Source organism: Nocardia sp. NPDC050378 (assembly GCF_040655675.1).
In the GTDB taxonomy this organism is placed as follows: Bacteria; Actinomycetota; Actinomycetes; order Mycobacteriales; family Mycobacteriaceae; genus Nocardia; species Nocardia coubleae.
The window spans coordinates 85,812-102,399 of sequence record NZ_JBFAKI010000004.1 but is presented as its reverse complement, the minus strand read 5'-3'; the positions used below and the strand labels follow the sequence as shown (position 1 = coordinate 102,399).

Below are 16,588 nucleotides of genomic sequence, written 5' to 3'. Positions count from 1 at the left end.
CTAGGAGAAAGAACAATGGCTGAAGTACTTGTGCTCGTCGAGCACGCCGACGGTGCCGTCAAGAAGGTCAGCACCGAACTGCTCACCGCCGCACGCGCGCTGGGCACCCCGGCCGCCGTCGTGACCGGTGCCCCCGGTACCGCCGACAAGCTGGCCGCCGCCCTGGCCGCCGCGGGCGCCGAGAAGATCTACGTCGCCGAGGGCGACGAGGTCGAGAGCTTCCTGGTCACCCCGAAGGTCGACGTGCTCGCCTCGCTCGTCGAGTCCGCCGCCCCCGCCGCCGTGATCGTCGCCGCCACCGCCGAGGGCAAGGAGGTGTCGGGCCGCCTCGCCGCGCGCATCGGCTCCGGTCTGCTCGTCGACGTCATCGGCGTCAACGGTGACGGCTCGGCCGTGCACTCCATCTTCGGTGGCGCGTTCACCGTCGACGCCAAGGCCACCGGCGACGTGCCGGTGATCTCGGTGCGCCCCGGCTCCATCGAGGCCGCCCCGCAGGCCGGCGCCGGTGAGCAGGTCGCCGTGGCCGTGCCCGCGCAGGAAGAGGGCGTCGTCAAGGTCGTCTCCCGTGAGCCGGTCGTCGCCGGTGACCGTCCGGAGCTCACCGAGGCGAGCATCGTCGTCTCCGGTGGTCGCGGTGTCGGTTCCGCCGACAACTTCTCGGTCGTCGAGGCGCTGGCCGACTCGCTCGGTGCCGCCGTCGGCGCCTCGCGTGCCGCCGTCGACTCGGGCTACTACCCGGGCCAGTTCCAGGTGGGTCAGACCGGTAAGACCGTCTCCCCGCAGCTCTACATCGCCCTCGGCATCTCCGGTGCCATCCAGCACCGCGCGGGCATGCAGACCTCGAAGACCATCGTCGCGGTCAACAAGGACGAAGAGGCTCCCATCTTCGAGATCGCCGACTACGGCATCGTGGGCGACCTGTTCAACGTCGCCCCGCAGCTGACCGACGCCGTCAAGTCCCACAAGGGCTAGGCTCGTCCGCTGACTCGCCAGATCTGTCGTCGAGAGACGTCAGGTCTGGCGAGTTTTGCGTTTCCGCTGCGTAGCATGGGGACATGGCCATGCCGAGCGTCGATCACCCTGATCTTCCCGAGTCGATGACCTGGGAGGAGCTCGAGGCGCTACCGGAGGAGATCGCCGCGCAGGTCGAGCTGTGACGCCGGACTTCCTCGTGCACCGCTGCCTGCCACCGGGCTCCGATGTCCGTGCCTCCGACACTGTTCTGGTAGGTGAAGTGCTGTCACCGTCGAACACGCCGGCCGATGTCGAAGCGAAGAAGGCTCGCTCGCGGTTCCGCGCCGGGTATCTCGTTCCCGTACCCCTTCTCCATCGAAATCGATTGGCTGTCCTTGGATTTCTGACTCGGCTAGCCAGTAGCGCTCACCGTAGTTCGAGGGCCATCCAGTGCTCCGGGTTGCTCAGCGGCTCGAAGCCGAGTTTCTCGTAGACACCGTGGGCGTCGTGGGTGGCGAGCATGATGCGGCGCAGGTCGTAGGGGGCGAGGTGGTCGCGGACGGCGGTCGCCAGGGCTGTGCCGAGGCCTTTGCCCCGCACCGAGCGGTCGACGTACACGTCGCAGAGCCAAGCGAAAGTGGCGCGGTCGGTGACGACCCGCGCGTAGGCCACCTGCTCGCCCGAAACGCTGTCGTAGACACCGAAATTGAGGGAGCCGGCCATCGCGCTGTCCTGCTTCTCGCGCGTTCTGCCCTTCGCCCAGTACGAGTCGGTGGACAGCCAGGTGTGGACGCGTTGCGCGTCGATGCGGGCGGTGTCGGTGGAGACTTCGTAGCCGGATGGGAAGTCGGGGGTGAGCGGATCCGTCATGTTCGGAAGGCTGTCAGGTTCGCTGGTGGTCTGTCGAGAGCGTAGGAATTCGATTGACGGCAGGAGTCGGCGTCGGCAGGGTGGGCTGATGGTGCCGGGTGGATTGCCTGTGGAGTTGCCGTCGGCGGTCGAGGAGACGGTTCGTGCGGTGTTCGGTGCGGCCGGTGCGCGGTGGATCGACGAGTTGCCGGACGTCGTGGCCGGGCTGGCCGAGCGGTGGGGGCTCAGCGAGTTCACCGCGCCGTTCGGCGGCGGAACACACGCCTACGTCGCCGGGGCCAGGCGCGACGGCGGACGGCGGGCCGTGCTGAAGGTGCCGATGGTCGACGAGGAGAACATCGCCGAAGCGACCGCCTTGTATGCCTACGACGGTGACGGTGCTGTCCGGCTGCTCGAATTCGACCCCGCCACCGGTGCGATGCTGCTCGAATGGGCTTTCCCAGGAACGGAATTGCTCACCCAGCCCGGCTTCCCGAGCCTCGAGGGACGGCCGGAGAACGCGGCGAAAGTGAAGTCGGCATGCGAGCTGTACCGCAGGCTCCGGCGACCAGCGCCTGCCGTTCCCGACAGCTTTCCGGCCCTCCCCGCCGCGACCGACGTCATAGACGGCCTCCGGACCCGGCTCACCGACCCTGCTGTGGCGCAAGTGATCTCACCGTCTCTACGGATGTTGGTGGAGCGCTGGTGCGTCATACTGAGCGAGCCGGACGGCCCCCTCCTGATCGTCAACCGTGACACCCACCTCGGCAATATCGTTGCCGCCGAACGCGAACCATGGCTTCTGATCTACCCGAAGCCGTGCCTCGGCGAAGCATCCTTCGACGCGGGCTTCCTGCTGATGATCCAGATCCAGTCCGACCCGACCCCCGAGCACGCCGACACGGTGATCGCCGCCACGGCAGCGGCACTCGACGTAGACCCCGAACGCGCCCGCGCCTGGGCCCTGCTCCGCACCGTCGAGGAACTCACCTGGGCCGTCGAAGACAACGACACGGAAATGCGCGATCTCCACGCCGCAGTCGCCGACGCGCTGGCGCGACTCCCGTTCGAACGCACAGCCGAGTGATCTCCTGGCCGTCGAGAAGGACTTCCGGCGCGAACCGCAAGCAGGCGCGGGTAACGTGCTCGGTGCGAGCGGGGGAGCGGTGAGGAGTGACGGTGTTGCAGACGGGGGCGAGTTTCGCCGGGTACCACCTGGAAGGTGTGCTGGGACAGGGCGGGATGGGGACGGTCTATCTGGCCAAGCATCCTCGACTGCCGCGCAGTGTGGCGTTGAAGGTGCTGAATCGGGAGTTCAGCGCTGATCACGAACTGCAACGACGGTTCGAGCGGGAAGCCGATGTCGTTGCGCAACTGGACCATCCGGGAATCGTCGGGATCTTCGATCGCGGGACCGACGACGGGTATCTGTGGATCGCGATGCAATGCATTCGTGGCACCGATGCCGCCACCTGGGACGCGCGGGCATGCGGCCCGGCGGTGACCGCTCGGCTGATCGGGGAGACGGCCGCCGCCCTCGACTACGCCAATCAGCACGGCGTGCTCCATCGTGATGTGAAGCCGGGCAACATCCTGATCGCCGACCCCGAACACGGGCGTGAGATCCGCGCGGTCCTCACCGATTTCGGGATCGCGCGGGTAACCACGGCGAACACCCAGCTCACCGCGACCGGAACATTCACCGCCACCCTCGCCTACGCCTCCCCCGAGCAGCTGTCCGGGGAAGTCGTCGACCACCGCAGCGATCAGTACTCGTTGGCCTGCACCCTCTTCGCGATGTACGCCGGGCACCCGCCCTACACCGCGACCAACCCGGGCCAGGTGGTGGCGGGTCACCTTTCGCAGCCGGTGCCGCGACTCACGGCGATCAGACCTGATCTGCCGGCCGCCGTCGATGCGGTCATCGCCCGTGCGATGGCCAAACGTCGCAACGAAAGATTCAGCAGTTCAACGGAATTCGCCAGCGCTGTGCGTGATGCGCTCGACGGCGGCCCGGCCGCCGCGCCCCACCCGTGGCCCGTCTCTTCAGCGGCGAGCACACCCTCCGAGGGGCACGTCCAGCAGCCGATGGGGCATGCCTGGCACGGTGCCGACGGGTACGCGCGGCAGCCTCGGAGCGCCCCCGCGCACCAAGGGCACGCTGCCGGTGGGCACATTCCGCAGTCCTGGCCCGATCCACGGTTCGGTCCTGCCGTGCCCGCTCGTCTTCCACAGGCCGGTTTGCCGCCCGGCGCTGTTCCTTCCCGCGCAACGGCGACGATCGCTGGTATCGGTGCCCTGCTGATCGGCGCGGTACTGCTGGGATTCGCGGTCCTGGCCGCCTACCTGACCAATGAGGCGAACACCGATGGACTCGACACCGAGGGCAACACCGTCGCCATCGGCCTGCTCGGCGCGGGCGCCGCTGTCGCCCTGATCTCGGGAACGCTGATGTTGCAGGGCAGAACGTCGGGCCGGGTGATGACGACAATCTTGGCGACGCCGGCCGTCTTGTACGGGCTCGGAGCCACGGTCGCCGCCTCCGTCGAGGGTGTCTATTGGGGTGCCGTCGCGGCATCGCTCGGAGCGGTGACGGCCATCGGAATCGTCGGCTGCGCACTGTCTCCGTCGACCGGGCGGTGGATCCGCTACCGCAAGGCGTTGCGCGCCAACCGCTGGTGACAGCCCTGCTCAGTCAATGATGCAACGCATCCAACAGCGTCTTGACGATCGGATTCTCCCGAGCGTCCTCGCGCAGCACCGCCGACACCGGTATGCGTAGCCGGTGGTCGGTGAGGTCGAGGGTGAGCAGACCCTTGGTTGGGCCTTCGTAGAGGATCGTCCAGGACTCGGGGCGGTTGAGTAGCTCCATGGTCGCTGTGTGGTCGGGTGGGATCGGGGGGCCGAAGGTGGGGCCGGTGGGGAGGTCGGCGAAGGCTGAGCGGATGAGTGTGTGCAACAACACCTGCTCCTGTTCCGGGGGGAGCAGCAGGGGGTAGGGGCTGAGTTCGGCGAGGGTGACGGCGCCGCGTTCGGCGAGCGGGTGACTGCTGGAGATGGCGATCACGAGGTCTTCCACCCACAGCTGTTCCACGGCCAGACCGGGCTGTTCCACGCTGCCGCGGATCAAGGCCAGATCGCAGTCACCGTCGGCGACGGCGGTGATCCGCTGACGGAACGGTTTGATGACGTATTCGATCTCGGCGTCGGGGTGGGCGGCCCGCGCCGTGGCGATCGCGGACAGCGACGGCGCCGCGAAAGACATGTTGGCGGCCAACCGAATTCGTGGCCCGGTCGTGCGCACGGCCGCCCGGATCGCCGACTCGAGACTCAGCATCTGCTTGGCCAGGGGGAGCAGTCGCAGCGTCGCTTCGGTGGGCACCACGGCCCGGGTGGTCCGTTCGAAGAGCTGCGCGCCGAGGTCGCGTTCCAGGCGCGCGATCTGGTGGCTGATGGCCGACTGGGAGATGAAGCAGCGGCTCGCCGCACGGCTGAAACTGAGCTCCTCGCACACCGCCACGAAGTACGAAAGTTGACGTAGTTCCACCTGCTGACCTCCCATATATTAGTTATGCAGATAAGAGTCATCTTCATTATGCGCCCACGCGGGGGAAACGTTTGCGTTCCGCATCGCGTTTACTCATAGGAAAGGATTCATTACCGATCTTGGAGAGCGCGCGATCATGGAACACACCGATGTCGTCATCGTCGGCTCGGGCTTCGGCGGACTTGCCGCAGCCAAGCAGCTGGCCAAGTCGCGAATCAACTTCGTGTTGATCTCGAGCACCCCGGAGCACCTGTTCCAGCCGCTGCTGTACCAGGTGGCGACCGGCGTACTCGACTCCGACGAGATCGCCCCGCCGATCAAGAACGTACTGCGCCGCCACCCCGAGGCCGACGTCCGCCTCGGCAAGGTCACCGGCATCGATGCCGACGCCGCCGTGCTCACCTACGAGACCGCCGAGGGCACCCGCCAGATCCGCTACGGCTCGCTGATCGCGGCCACCGGCGCCAGTCAGAGCTACTTCGGCCGCGACGACTTCGCCGACAAGACCTTCTCGCTCAAGACCATCGACGACGCCGAACGGCTGCGCGACCAGATCGCCACCGTCTTCGCCAAGGCCGAGCACGCCGACGAGGCGACCAAGCGCAAGCTGCTCAGCTTCGTGGTCGTCGGTGCGGGCGCGACCGGCGTCGAGGTGGCGGGCCAGATCAAGGAGCTCGCGAAAAGGCACTTCCACCAGAAGGTCTCGGTCACCCTGGTGGAGGGCGCCGACGCGGTGCTCCCGCCGTTCGGCGGCGGACTCTCGGAGTACGCCAAGCGTTCGCTCGAGGGTAGCGGCGTGCAGGTGCTGCTCGGCACCTTCGTCACCGACATCGCCGAGGGCAAGGTGACCGTCCGCGACAAGGAGGGTATCGAACGCGGTATCGCCGCCGAGACCGTCGTGTGGTCGGCGGGTGTGCAGGCGGGCGGCTTCGCGACCATGCTCGCCGAGGCCACCGGCGCCGAGACCGACCGCGCGGGCCGCATCCTGATCAACCCCGACCTGACCGTCGGCGGGCACGCCGACATCTACGCCATCGGCGATATGACCTCGCTCAACGGTTACCCCGGCCAGTCGCCGGTGGCCATGCAGGAGGGCCGTCACGCCGCCGACATCATCCGCGGCAAGAAGGACGCGGGCACGCCGTTCGTCTACTGGGACAAGGGCAGCATGGCGGTGATCAGCCGGTTCAGCGCCGTGGTGAAGCTCAACGAGCGCATCACCTTCCGCGGCACCATCGCCTGGGCGATGTGGCTGGCCGTGCACCTGCTCTACCTGGTCGGCTTCCGTAACCGTTTCGCGGCGGTCGCGGGCTGGCTGGTCGCCTTCATCGGCACCGCCCGGCCTGGCTTCGCCGAAGCGGCCGAGACGAAGGTCGACGCGCTGAGGGCCGCCGAGGCCCCGGCCGGTACCCGGCCCGAGGTCGAGGACAACGCCGACCGGCGCGAGCGGGTCTCTGTCTGACAGCGACGACAACGACCCGTCACCGTGTGACGGGTCGTTCGTCGTTGCCCGGGCACGTCAGTGATGTGACGTGGTCGCGAATGTGGGCACGCTGGCCAGCAACTGCTGGGTATAGACCGCGGACGGGTTCCCGTAGATCTGCGCGCACGTCCCCGATTCGACGAGCTTGCCGTGGCGCAGCACCGCCACCGCGTCACTGACGTGACGCACCACGGCCAGATCGTGGGAGATGAACAGCATCGTCAACGCGAGGCGTTCGCGTAGATCGAACAGTAGATTGAGCACCTCGGCCTGCACCGAACAGTCGAGCGCGGAGGTGATCTCGTCCGCGACGATCACCTCCGGTTCCACCGCGAGGGCCCGTGCGACCGCGATGCGCTGACGTTGACCGCCGGAGAACTCGTGCGGATAGCGCCGGGCGACAGCGGGATCCAGCGATACCGTCGCCAGCCAGTGCCCGATCGCCTCGGTGTGCCTGCGCGGATCGGCGCGCGTCGGGTCGACGGCCTCGGCGATGGCCGCGCCGATGGTCATGCGCGGGTTCAGCGAGGCGTAGGGATCCTGGGAGATCAGCTGCACGCGCCGCCGCAACGCACGCGACGACTTCCCGGTGAGCGATTGCCCATCGAGGGTGATCTGCCCGGCGGCAGGCGTCACCAGCCCGACCACCGCCTTGGCGATCGTGGACTTGCCTGACCCGGATTCGCCGACCAGACCGAGGGTTTCGCCGGTCGGCACCCCCAGCGAGACATCGTCGACCACGGTAATCGCCCGCCCCTTGGGGCCGTAGGCGATGCTGAGTCCGGTGATTGCCAGACCTGTGTTCATCGTGCCGGAACCTCCTGTGCTGTGGGCGCATTGACGACGTGGCAGGCCACCCCGTCGATCCGCGGCGGTAACTCGGTCGCGCAGCGCGGCCCCGCGAGGGGGCACCGTGGCGCGAAAGCGCAGCCCGCCGGGCGGTCGGCGGGTGCGGGCGGGCGGCCGGGAATGGTCGCGAGCCTGCCGCCGGACGCGCTGCCGTCGAGGGTGGGGCTGGCCGCCAGCAACGCCCGGGTGTAGGGATGGCGTGCCTGTCCGGCTCGCAGTTCGTCGGCGGTCAGCTCTTCGACCACCCGCCCCGCGTACATCACCACCACGCGATGGCACAGCGTGCCGACCACCCCGATGTCGTGGGAGATGAACAGCATGCCGGTGCCGCGGTCGTTGATCTCACGCAGCAGGTCGAGAACTTCGGCCTGCACTGTCACATCGAGTGCGGTGGTCGCCTCATCGGCGATGATCAGACGGGGATCCGGCAGGACCGCCGCGGCGATCATCGCGCGCTGACGCATCCCGCCCGAGAGTTGGTGCGGGTACTGACCGAGCACGGTCTCGGGTTCACGCACGTGTACCCGGCGCAGCGCCTCGGCTGCCTGGGCCAGGGCCTCGCGGCGGCCGGATCCGCCGTGTACACGCGGCACTTCGGTGAGCTGGGTACCGATGCGCAGCGCGGGATTGAAGGAGGCCGACGGGTCCTGATAGACGATGCCGATGGCGGTCGCCAACCGCACCGGGTCGCTGTCGGCAGCGGTCAGGTCGAGACCGTCCAGGTCGAGGCAGGCCGCGCGCACGGTGAGTTCGTCGGGCAGCAGCCGCGCCACCGCCATCGCCGTCAGCGACTTGCCCGAGCCGGATTCGCCGACGAGCCCGACGATCTCGCCCGGAGCTACCTGTAGTGACACCGAATCGACAAGGCGTACACCACTGTCGAGCTCGACGCTGAGGTCGGTGACGGTCAGCAGCGCGCCCGGAGCGGCCGCGGTCGGGGCCACCGGCTTCGGGGCCGCCGTGGTGCGTGGCGGTCTGGTGCGTTCGCGCGGATCGAGCGTCGCGGCCAGTCCGTCCCCGATCAGGGAGGCGAACATCCCGGTCACCGTGATGGCCACGGCGGGCCCCAGCGCCTCCGCCGGTGAGGTGTAGAGCGAGCGCAGGCCACCGTTGAGCAGCGAACCCCAGTCGAATTGGGGATTCTGTACGCCGAGCCCGAGGAACGACAGGCCCGACAACGCGACAAGTACCTGCGCGTAGGCGGAGGAGAACAGGACAAGCAGTGGCCCGGCGATATTGGGCAGCAGATGCCTGGTCATCACCCGCAGCGGAGACACACCGAGCAGCCTCGCCGCGGCGACGAAGTCGCGTCCCGCCACCGAGCCCGCGAGATTGGCGGTGAGCCGCGCGAACGACGGCGAGCCGCCGAGCACGATGGCGATCACCGAGGCGGTCGGGCCCGCGCCGAGGATGGTCGCCACCACGAGCGCCATGATCAGTGTCGGTGCGGTGACCATGATGTCGATGACCCGCAGCCCGATTTCGCGCACTCGCGGACCCGACACCCACACCGCGGTGCCGATCGCGATGCCGAGCGCCGCGGCCAGCACCGTGGCCACGGTGGTCAGCACCAGGGTGAGCCGCGCCGCGACCAGCGTGCGCGCCCACACGTCGCGTCCGAGCGAATCGGTCCCGAGCCAGTGCTCGGCGGTGATGCCCCCGCGGACGGTGTCGGACATGGCGGTGGCGGTGTCGCCGAGCAGCGGTGGCGCGAGCAGGGCGACGAGCACGACGGCGGTGAAACCGACGGCACCGGCGACCAGGGAGGGATGGGGACGGGTCTTCATCGGTTGCCTCCGACCAGCGAGGAGCGCGGATCGAGAATCGCCAGCGCGATATCGACCAGCAGGTTCAGCACGGCGGCCAACAGGCCGAGGACCAGGACACAACCCTGGATCACCGGGTAGTCACGGACCAGCAGCGCGTCGACCACCCGCTGCCCGATGCCGGGCCAGGCGAACACGGTCTCCACGATCACCGTGCCGCCGAGCATCGAGGCGAGCACCAGGCCGCTCAGTGTCATGACGGCCGTGAGCAGATTGGGCAGCACGTGGCGTAGGTACAGCCGCAACGGCGGCAGCCGCCTGCCGCGCGCGGTACGGATGTAGTCCTGCGACAGCACGTTTGCGGCCTCGCGCCGTACCACCCGCGCCATCACACACATGCTCGGCAGGCTGATCGCCAGTACGGGCAGGATCAGCGACTGCGTGGTCTGCGCACCACCGGCGGGCAGCACACCGAGGGTGATCGCGAAGACGACTACCAGCGCGGTACCGACCACGTATTCCGGTATCGCCCCGAGCAAGCCGGTCGACAGGGTGAACATTCCGTCGGTGCGCCCGCTGCGTCGTGCGGCGACCGCGATGCCGAGGGGCAGCGCGACCGCGAGGACCAGGATCAGCGAGAACACCGCCAGCTGTGCGGTGAACGGCAGCCGCGTCGCGATCACGTCCGAGACGGCCTCCCTGGTCTGGAACGACCGGCCGAGGTCACCGTGCAGCAGCCCCGACACGTAGTCGAAGAAGCGGGTGAGCAGTGGCCGGTCCAGGCCGAGTTCGGTGCGGATGCGGGCGATATCGGCCTGGGTCGCGTTCTGGCCGGCCAGCGATTCGGCCGGATCGCCGGGAATGAGCTGGATCATGCCGAAGGTGACCACGACGAGCACCACCGCCACCGCGAGGAGTCCGGCCGCACGGCGCACCGCGAAGCCGAGCCAGCCGGTCACGAGCCGATCCGCAGGGTGCTGAGGTCGATCTGGCCGTTGGGGATGTGCGCCCGCACACCCGCGCTGAACACATAGCGCACGTTCAGCGTCGACAGCGGCACGATGTCGACGGCGCTGAGCAGACCCGCTTGACCCTGCTGCCAGGCGGCGCACTTGGCGGCCTGGTCGGTGGTGACGACGGCCGCGCGCAGCCCCTGGTCGAAGGCGTCGTTGTGGGTGGCGCCGTAGTTGCGCCCATGGGGCGGTTCGGCGCCGGTGAGCAGGTTGGACGCGGTGAGCAGCGTGGTCGACAGCGACGCCATCACGTTGATGTCCCAGTCACCGCCGGGCAGCACCGAGGACGCCCAGGTGTTGTTGTCGACATTGACCAGCTTCACGTCGGCACCGGCCGCGCGCAGCGCCTCGGCGACGTAGGTGTTGCCCGCGCCGTCGGCGATCGCGTTGGTGCCGGTCACGGTGATCTTCTTGCCTGTCAGCACCCGGCTCGCGGCGGCGAGGTCGTGGCGGGTCAGCAGGGCGTCGTCGGTGTTGGCGCAGACGTTGGCGGTGTTGTCGACATAGCTTCGTAGCAGCGTTCCCGAGCCGCCGAGAACCTTGTCGTAGGCCGCCGCGTCCATGGCTTGTGCGACGGCTTTACGGAACTCCGCGTCGGCACCCGGCTTGCCCGTGCGCTGGTTGAAGAACAGGAAGTTGCGCACCATCGGCGCGGTCGCGGTGTCGAAGCCCTGTTCCAGCCGGGCGCCGTCGGGGCCGGTGAAGCCGGCGAAGTCGAGCTGACCGGTCTGCAGAAGATTGGCGGCGGCTGATTCGCTCTTGACGATGCTGAGTTCGATCGTGGCGGGCGAGCGACCCGGCCGGCCGGCGGCGAAGGCGGGAAAGGCGTCGAAACCCTCGCGCAGGGACAGCCGGTAGCGGGAGCCGCGTTCGCTCTCCGTCATGACGTAGGGGCCGGTGCCGGCGCCCGCCACCGAGCCGGTGGCCAGGCCCGTCGGGTCGTCCAGGCCAGGCTTGCAGATGATGCCCGAGTTGACCAGACCGAGCGAGGGGAGCAACTCCGACCACGGTGTGGCCATGCGCACCGAGACGGTGCCCGCCGCGTCGTCGCCGGTGATGGTGGTCTTGTCACCGGCGTTGGCCGGACCGAACGTGTATGCCGCGCCCGGGGCCGTCTTGCGGAAGTACTCCAGCGAGGCCGCGACCTGGCCCGCGGTGAGCGGAGCGCCGTCGGAACAGGTGAGTCCCTTCTTCAAGGTGAAGGTGGCCTGCGTCGCGGTGACGTCCCAGGCGGTGGCCAGGCGTGGCACGACGACGTTCTTGTCGTCGAGGCCGACCAGCGTCGAGTAGAGCAGCCGGTCGACGGCGTACTCGGAGGACCCGGCCGCCCGCGCGGGGTCGAAGCTGCCCACGTCGGAGGTCAGGGCCAGGCGCACGGTCGCCTCGCCCGCTGGGCCTGCGGTCTGCGATGTCGTGCACGCGGCGAGGGTCGCGACCGCCGCGACACACGCTGCGAAGAGGGGGCGTTTCATGCGAACTCCTTGATGCGTGAGGTGCCATCAAGGAATCAGCGCCACTGCCGGACCTCGATATATCGCAGATATCAGCCAGGAGAGACCGCGCCATGAGGGAAATTCGCCGTCTAGCCGCACATGCCGCGGATATCCGCCATGAGGTGGATCTGGGTCACTCCCGCTCGCTCGGCCGCGGTCGGGTCCTACCGGCGGGTGGACCGAATGCTATTGCGCGACAGCGGTGCCCGTCGACGCGGAGCGGCCGCGCAGAATGTCGACGAGGGCGTCCTCGGCGCTCGACGCCGCGCTGTCCTCCCAGCGACCGATCGGGATGTGACGCAGGTGGCGTCCGTGCGGGTCGAGCAGGGTGGCGCCGATCTTCAACGGCCACAGGGCCATCGACCGATCGGCGATCGTCAGATCCGGCATGGATTCGGTCAGGCGTGTCTCGAACGCGGGCATATCCGCCATCGTGCGCAGCCAGACGTTGAAGATCAGATTGCGCGGTCCGGTCAGCGAGTAGCACATGCGGGTCTCGCGCATCGCGGCGATCGCGGCGCCGATCTCCGGGACGCGGGCCAGCGGCGCGGCGGCCCAGAACGTGACGCTGAGCGGCCAGCCGGAGGCGAAACGGGCCACCTCGCAGCGATAGGCGATGGCGTTGTCGTGCTCGAGCCGGGCCAACCGTCTGCGCACGGTCGTCGGGCTCGTCCCGGTGCGCTCGGCCAGTTCGGTGACCGAGCGGCGGCAGTCGCGACTGAGTTCCGTGACCAGTGGGATGTCCTCGGCACGGATGGAGCCGTAGCCGGGGGAGCGGCGGCGGGGCGGGGTGAGCAGCGAGGTGTGGGCCATCCGGGCCCGGTCCAGCCGCCACCGGCTGCCCTCGGTGAACGAAGTGGTCACCACCTGCGAACGGGTGGTGACCACGCCGTCGAGGGTGCCGAGCCGGAAGGTGAGGTAGCGGGCCAGCGAGGCGTGGTCGAAGAAGGCCGCGGTGACCATCAGGTCGCGCGCCCCCGTGGTGAGTTCGACGGTCACCAGGTTCACATCGAGCGCGAGTTCGGCCGCTACCTCGTGCGACTGTCCTGGGGCGCAATCGATTTCGATAACGGCGAGGATCGGCGCCACGCCGTCGATACTGAGCGGATAGCAGGTGAGCCAGGCCAACCCCGCGCTCTGCAGGCGTGCCCAGCGCCGCGCCGCGGTCGATCCGTCGATGCCGAGGGCACGCCCGATCTGCTGCCACTGCGCCCGCGGCGCCACCTGCAGCGCCGCCGCCAATTGGTAGTCGAGTTCGTCCAGGGTGGCGGAATTCTGCACAGTCGGGCCTTTCGGTGGCGAGATCCGGCGAATTCTATCCGTCCGGCGGCTCGGTCGGCACCGTGATGGCACCCCGCCCTTCCCGAACGAGGAGCCCACCGTGGTGAACGACACCGGTACAGCATCCACCCCGTCCCCGCTCGCCGGGCTCGGTCGATCGATCGTCGCCGCGCCGCCCGAGGACCGCTGGCAGCAGGTGTATCGGCAGTTGCACGCTCACCCGGAACTGTCGGGTGCGGAATTCGCCACCGCGAGCCTGGTCGCCGAACAGTTGCGCGCGCTGTCGGGCTGGGAGGTCACCGAACGAGTCGGGGGCACCGGCGTGGTCGGGGTCCTGCGGGGCGGACCGGGCCCGGTCGTGTGGATGCGCGCCGACATGGACGCGCTGCCGGTGCGGGAGGACACCGACCTGGACTACGCCTCGACGATCGACGGCGTGATGCACGCGTGTGGGCACGATGTGCACGTCGCCGCCCTGCTCGGCGCCTGCGCGGAGCTGGCCGCCCGCGACACCGTGCCCGGTACCGTCGTCGCGATCTTCCAGCCTGCCGAGGAAACCGGTTCCGGCGCCGCCGGGATGCTGAACGACGGGCTGCTGGAACGTTTTCCGCGCCCGGACATCTGCCTCGGCCAGCATGTCGGGCCGATGCCCGCCGGACTGGTCGTCACCCGCGGCGACGTCGTGATGGCCGCCTCGGACTCGATTCGGGTGCGGCTGGCGGGCACCGGCGGGCACGGGTCGAGCCCTCATCTGGCGGTGAATCCGTTGACCATGGCCGCGTCGCTGGTCCTGCGCTTGGAGGGCTTGGTCGCGCGCCAAGCCGCCCGGGGAGCGGGTCCGGTGCTCACGGCGGGTTCGCTGCACGTGGGGACCAGACCCAACATCATCGCCGAGACCGCCGAACTTCAGCTCACCCTGCGCACCTTCTCCGAGCGTTCACGCGCGCAGATGATGGAGGCGATCGAGCGGATCGTCGCCGCCGAGGCCGCTGCGGCGGGCACCCCCGTCGCGCCCGAGGTCGAGTTCTACGACCGCTTCCCGATGACGGTGAACACCCCTGGCGTCACCGAACGGGTGATGGAAGAACTCGGCGCCACGGGGCTGGCGGTACTCCCGTTGCGCAGGCCGCTCACCGGCAGCGAGGATTTCGGGCTCCTCGGTACCGCCGCGGGGTGTCCTTCGGTCTTCTGGCATGTCGGGGGTTTCGCGGCCGAGCGGTTCAGCGCCGACGATGCCGCGTATATTCTCGCCGAAGGCACTCTGCCTGCGCGTTTCCCGATGAACCACTCGTCGCGGTTCGCTCCTGATCCGGCGGTCACCCTGCCTGCCGCGATCACCGCGATGGTCGCCGCGGTACGGGCGGAACTGAGTGTCGGCGAACGTTGCGCGGCCGTAAAATGAACGCTCGGTGTGACCCCCGTCTCGTTCACCGAACGGGCATCGACACGACACTGACGCGTCGCCCCGATGCCAAGTCGGGCTGGCTTCATCAAGAGCATGACAATTTCGTCCGTGTTGACCGCGCCGGCGCCGGACTCCGGGGTGGGGAAGTCTCGTTACTCGCTGGTCGTCGCCTCCGACGCCGAGCACCGGGAAGCCGCGCAGCGCTTGCGCTTCCAGGTCTTCGCCGCCGAACCCGGTTTCCAGATGCCCGACAACGGTACCGGCCTGGACGCCGACCGGTTCGACGAACACTGCGACCACCTGCTCGTTCGTGACGAGTTCACCGAACAGTTCGTCGGCTGCTACCGGATGTTGCCGCCGGACAAGGTGATCGCGGCGGGCGGGTACTACACCGCGACCGAATTCGACCTCACCCGCCTCGATCCGGCGGGCCACCGCATCGTGGAGATGGGCCGGGCGTGCGTGGTGCCCGACCACCGCAACGGCTCGGTGCTCACCCTCATGTGGGCGGGCATCCTGCACTACATCCAGCTCACCGGTTACGACTGGGTGATGGGGTGTGTCTCGGTGCCCATGCAGGACAGCCCACAGGACCCCGCCGGGGTGAACGTGCGCGGCGTGCGCGACCTGCTGCTCGGCCGCCACTCCTGCGACCCGGAACGCTATGTGGAGCCGTACAACCCGGTCGTCGTCGACGGACTGTCCCTCGACCAGCTGACCCCGCCGAGCCGCCCGAAGCTACCGCCGCTGTTACGCGGCTACCTGCGCCTGGGTGCCGAGATCTGCGGCGAACCGGCGCACGACCCCGATTTCGCGGTCGCCGACTTCGTCGCGCTGCTCGGTATGGAAACCATCAACACCCGGTACCTGGAGCGGCTGCAGAGCGCGGCCGCCAATTTCGACGGGAAGTAACCGCCATGGTGTTCGACGCGCCGCCCGCCCCCCACTCGCACTCGTGGATGCCGTCGAGCCCCTGTGGTTCCGGCTGTATCGAACCGATCGACGAGGTCGGTACCGCCGCAATGCTGACCAGGCTGGCCGGGGTGGCCGGACTGGTGCTCGGTTTCCCGGTTCTCACGGTCGCCACCCCGAAGGCGCGTCGCGAGGACATGCAGCGCCGGTACGCCCGAGCGGCGTTGCGCTGCTTGGGAATGCGGCTGCGTGTCATCGACAACCGCGGAGCCGACGCCTCGGCGGCCGGGTTCGCCGATCCGGGCACGCCGATGATGGTGGTGGCCGGACACATCGGCTGGGCCGATGTGGTCGCGCTGGCCGCCGTACAACCGGTGAGTTTCGTGGCACGTGCCGACATGGTCGAGTGGCCGCTGCTCGGCAGGCTGGCCCAGCTCACCCGCGTGATCCCGATCGAGCGCGCCCGGTTGCGCGAATTGCCGGGTGTGGTCGAGCAGGTGGCGCGACGGCTGAGTGCGGGCAACCGGATCGTGGTGTTCCCCGAGGGCACCACCTGGTGCGGCCGGGCCTACGGTTCGCTGCGCCCGGCCATGTTCCAGGCCGCCGTCGACACCGCCACCCCGGTGCAGCCGGTGCGGTTGCGTTACCTTGACCGCGACGGAATGCCGTGCACCGTCCCGGGTTTCGTCGGTGACGACACCTTCGCCGACTCGGCGAAGCGGGTGCTGCGCAGCAAAGGCATGACCGTCGAGATCGTGCTGGAACCGCGCGAGCATCCCGGCACCGACCGCCGTGATCTGGCGCGCCGGTGTGAGCGCGCCATTCGCGGCGCCGACCGCTCGCGCCACGGTGTGCTCGACACGGAATGGATCGAATCGGGCAATACGCGCGTGCAGGACCCCTCGGTGACACAGCAGGAGCCGGTGTCCAGCGGAGCTACTGCCTGGTAACCCTCCCGGTCTTGTTCCGGTGGCGGGGGGGGGGGGGGGGGCCACCGCCCCCCCGGGTTGTGGAGTTGCGGAGGAAGGGATGGGGC

At 68.9% G+C, this 16,588-nt stretch carries 14 protein-coding genes; 7 read left to right on the top strand and 7 right to left on the bottom strand.

What is annotated here, in order from left to right:
* Positions 1-15 precede the first annotated feature (15 nt).
* The gene (locus AB0I35_RS10650) at positions 16-972 is read left to right on the top strand and encodes an electron transfer flavoprotein subunit alpha/FixB family protein (RefSeq protein WP_067493179.1); all 957 of its coding nucleotides are present in this window, start codon (positions 16-18) and stop codon (positions 970-972) included.
* A gap of 408 nt (positions 973-1,380) precedes the next feature.
* Here the strand turns inward: AB0I35_RS10650 and AB0I35_RS10645 are convergent, their stop codons facing one another.
* On the bottom strand, positions 1,381-1,824 hold the full coding sequence (locus AB0I35_RS10645) for a GNAT family N-acetyltransferase (protein ID WP_357395566.1): 444 nt from the start codon (positions 1,822-1,824) through the stop codon (positions 1,381-1,383).
* Between the two features lie 88 nt (positions 1,825-1,912).
* Between AB0I35_RS10645 and AB0I35_RS10640 the strand changes: the two genes are divergently transcribed.
* Positions 1,913-2,890 carry an aminoglycoside phosphotransferase family protein gene (locus tag AB0I35_RS10640; protein WP_357395565.1) on the top strand — a complete coding sequence of 326 codons (978 nt, stop codon included), beginning with the start codon at positions 1,913-1,915 and terminating at the stop codon, positions 2,888-2,890.
* Positions 2,891-2,982: 92 nt separating this feature from the next.
* Positions 2,983-4,485, top strand: a complete 1,503-nt coding sequence (locus AB0I35_RS10635; RefSeq protein WP_357395563.1) for a protein kinase — start codon at positions 2,983-2,985, stop codon at positions 4,483-4,485.
* 13 nt (positions 4,486-4,498) lie between these two features.
* Here the strand turns inward: AB0I35_RS10635 and AB0I35_RS10630 are convergent, their stop codons facing one another.
* The gene (locus AB0I35_RS10630; protein ID WP_181698539.1) at positions 4,499-5,350 is read right to left on the bottom strand and encodes a LysR family transcriptional regulator; all 852 of its coding nucleotides are present in this window, start codon (positions 5,348-5,350) and stop codon (positions 4,499-4,501) included.
* Positions 5,351-5,486: 136 nt separating this feature from the next.
* On the opposite strand from AB0I35_RS10630, the gene AB0I35_RS10625 reads away from it, so the two are divergent.
* On the top strand, positions 5,487-6,812 hold the full coding sequence (locus AB0I35_RS10625; RefSeq protein WP_357395562.1) for an NAD(P)/FAD-dependent oxidoreductase: 1,326 nt from the start codon (positions 5,487-5,489) through the stop codon (positions 6,810-6,812).
* Between the two features lie 57 nt (positions 6,813-6,869).
* On the opposite strand, the gene AB0I35_RS10620 is transcribed toward AB0I35_RS10625, so the two are convergent.
* The 5 genes from AB0I35_RS10620 to AB0I35_RS10600 form a co-directional block, all read right to left on the bottom strand.
* Entirely contained in the window at positions 6,870-7,640 is a 771-nt protein-coding gene (locus tag AB0I35_RS10620) for an ABC transporter ATP-binding protein (RefSeq protein ID WP_357395560.1), read from the bottom strand.
* Entirely contained in the window at positions 7,637-9,469 is a 1,833-nt protein-coding gene (locus tag AB0I35_RS10615; protein ID WP_357395559.1) for a dipeptide/oligopeptide/nickel ABC transporter permease/ATP-binding protein, read from the bottom strand. Before AB0I35_RS10615 ends, AB0I35_RS10620 begins: the two co-directional genes overlap by 4 nt.
* The gene (locus AB0I35_RS10610; RefSeq protein WP_357395557.1) at positions 9,466-10,407 is read right to left on the bottom strand and encodes an ABC transporter permease; all 942 of its coding nucleotides are present in this window, start codon (positions 10,405-10,407) and stop codon (positions 9,466-9,468) included. Before AB0I35_RS10610 ends, AB0I35_RS10615 begins: the two co-directional genes overlap by 4 nt.
* Complete coding sequence (locus AB0I35_RS10605) at positions 10,404-11,933, bottom strand: ABC transporter substrate-binding protein (RefSeq protein ID WP_357395556.1); 1,530 nt, start codon at positions 11,931-11,933, stop codon at positions 10,404-10,406. The genes AB0I35_RS10610 and AB0I35_RS10605 overlap by 4 nt, the downstream gene beginning before the upstream one ends.
* Before the next feature lie 207 nt (positions 11,934-12,140).
* Positions 12,141-13,235: an Lrp/AsnC family transcriptional regulator gene (locus AB0I35_RS10600; RefSeq protein ID WP_357395554.1), complete on the bottom strand. Its 1,095-nt coding sequence runs from the start codon at positions 13,233-13,235 to the stop codon at positions 12,141-12,143.
* 100 nt (positions 13,236-13,335) lie between these two features.
* On the opposite strand from AB0I35_RS10600, the gene AB0I35_RS10595 reads away from it, so the two are divergent.
* The 3 genes from AB0I35_RS10595 (at position 13,336) to AB0I35_RS10585 (ending at position 16,502) form a co-directional block, all read left to right on the top strand.
* On the top strand, positions 13,336-14,637 hold the full coding sequence (locus AB0I35_RS10595; protein ID WP_357395552.1) for an amidohydrolase: 1,302 nt from the start codon (positions 13,336-13,338) through the stop codon (positions 14,635-14,637).
* A 96-nt stretch (positions 14,638-14,733) separates the two neighbouring features.
* Positions 14,734-15,552, top strand: a complete 819-nt coding sequence (locus AB0I35_RS10590) for a GNAT family N-acyltransferase (protein WP_357395550.1) — start codon at positions 14,734-14,736, stop codon at positions 15,550-15,552.
* A gap of 5 nt (positions 15,553-15,557) precedes the next feature.
* Entirely contained in the window at positions 15,558-16,502 is a 945-nt protein-coding gene (locus AB0I35_RS10585) for a lysophospholipid acyltransferase family protein (protein WP_357395549.1), read from the top strand.
* The last annotated feature ends 86 nt before the right edge of the window (positions 16,503-16,588 follow it).

Bases quoted from the DNA above. Each gene is read 5' to 3' on its own strand.
- AB0I35_RS10615 (WP_357395559.1), bottom strand. From the start codon at position 9,469: ATGAAGACCCGTCCCCATCCCTCCCTGGTCGCCGGTGCCGTCGGTTTC.
- AB0I35_RS10625 (WP_357395562.1), top strand. From the start codon at position 5,487: ATGGAACACACCGATGTCGTCATCGTCGGCTCGGGCTTCGGCGGACTT.
- AB0I35_RS10585 (WP_357395549.1), top strand. From the start codon at position 15,558: ATGGTGTTCGACGCGCCGCCCGCCCCCCACTCGCACTCGTGGATGCCG.
- AB0I35_RS10640 (WP_357395565.1), top strand. From the start codon at position 1,913: ATGGTGCCGGGTGGATTGCCTGTGGAGTTGCCGTCGGCGGTCGAGGAG.
- AB0I35_RS10605 (WP_357395556.1), bottom strand. From the start codon at position 11,933: ATGAAACGCCCCCTCTTCGCAGCGTGTGTCGCGGCGGTCGCGACCCTC.
- AB0I35_RS10645 (WP_357395566.1), bottom strand. From the start codon at position 1,824: ATGACGGATCCGCTCACCCCCGACTTCCCATCCGGCTACGAAGTCTCC.
- AB0I35_RS10650 (WP_067493179.1), top strand. From the start codon at position 16: ATGGCTGAAGTACTTGTGCTCGTCGAGCACGCCGACGGTGCCGTCAAG.
- AB0I35_RS10590 (WP_357395550.1), top strand. From the start codon at position 14,734: ATGACAATTTCGTCCGTGTTGACCGCGCCGGCGCCGGACTCCGGGGTG.
- AB0I35_RS10620 (WP_357395560.1), bottom strand. From the start codon at position 7,640: ATGAACACAGGTCTGGCAATCACCGGACTCAGCATCGCCTACGGCCCC.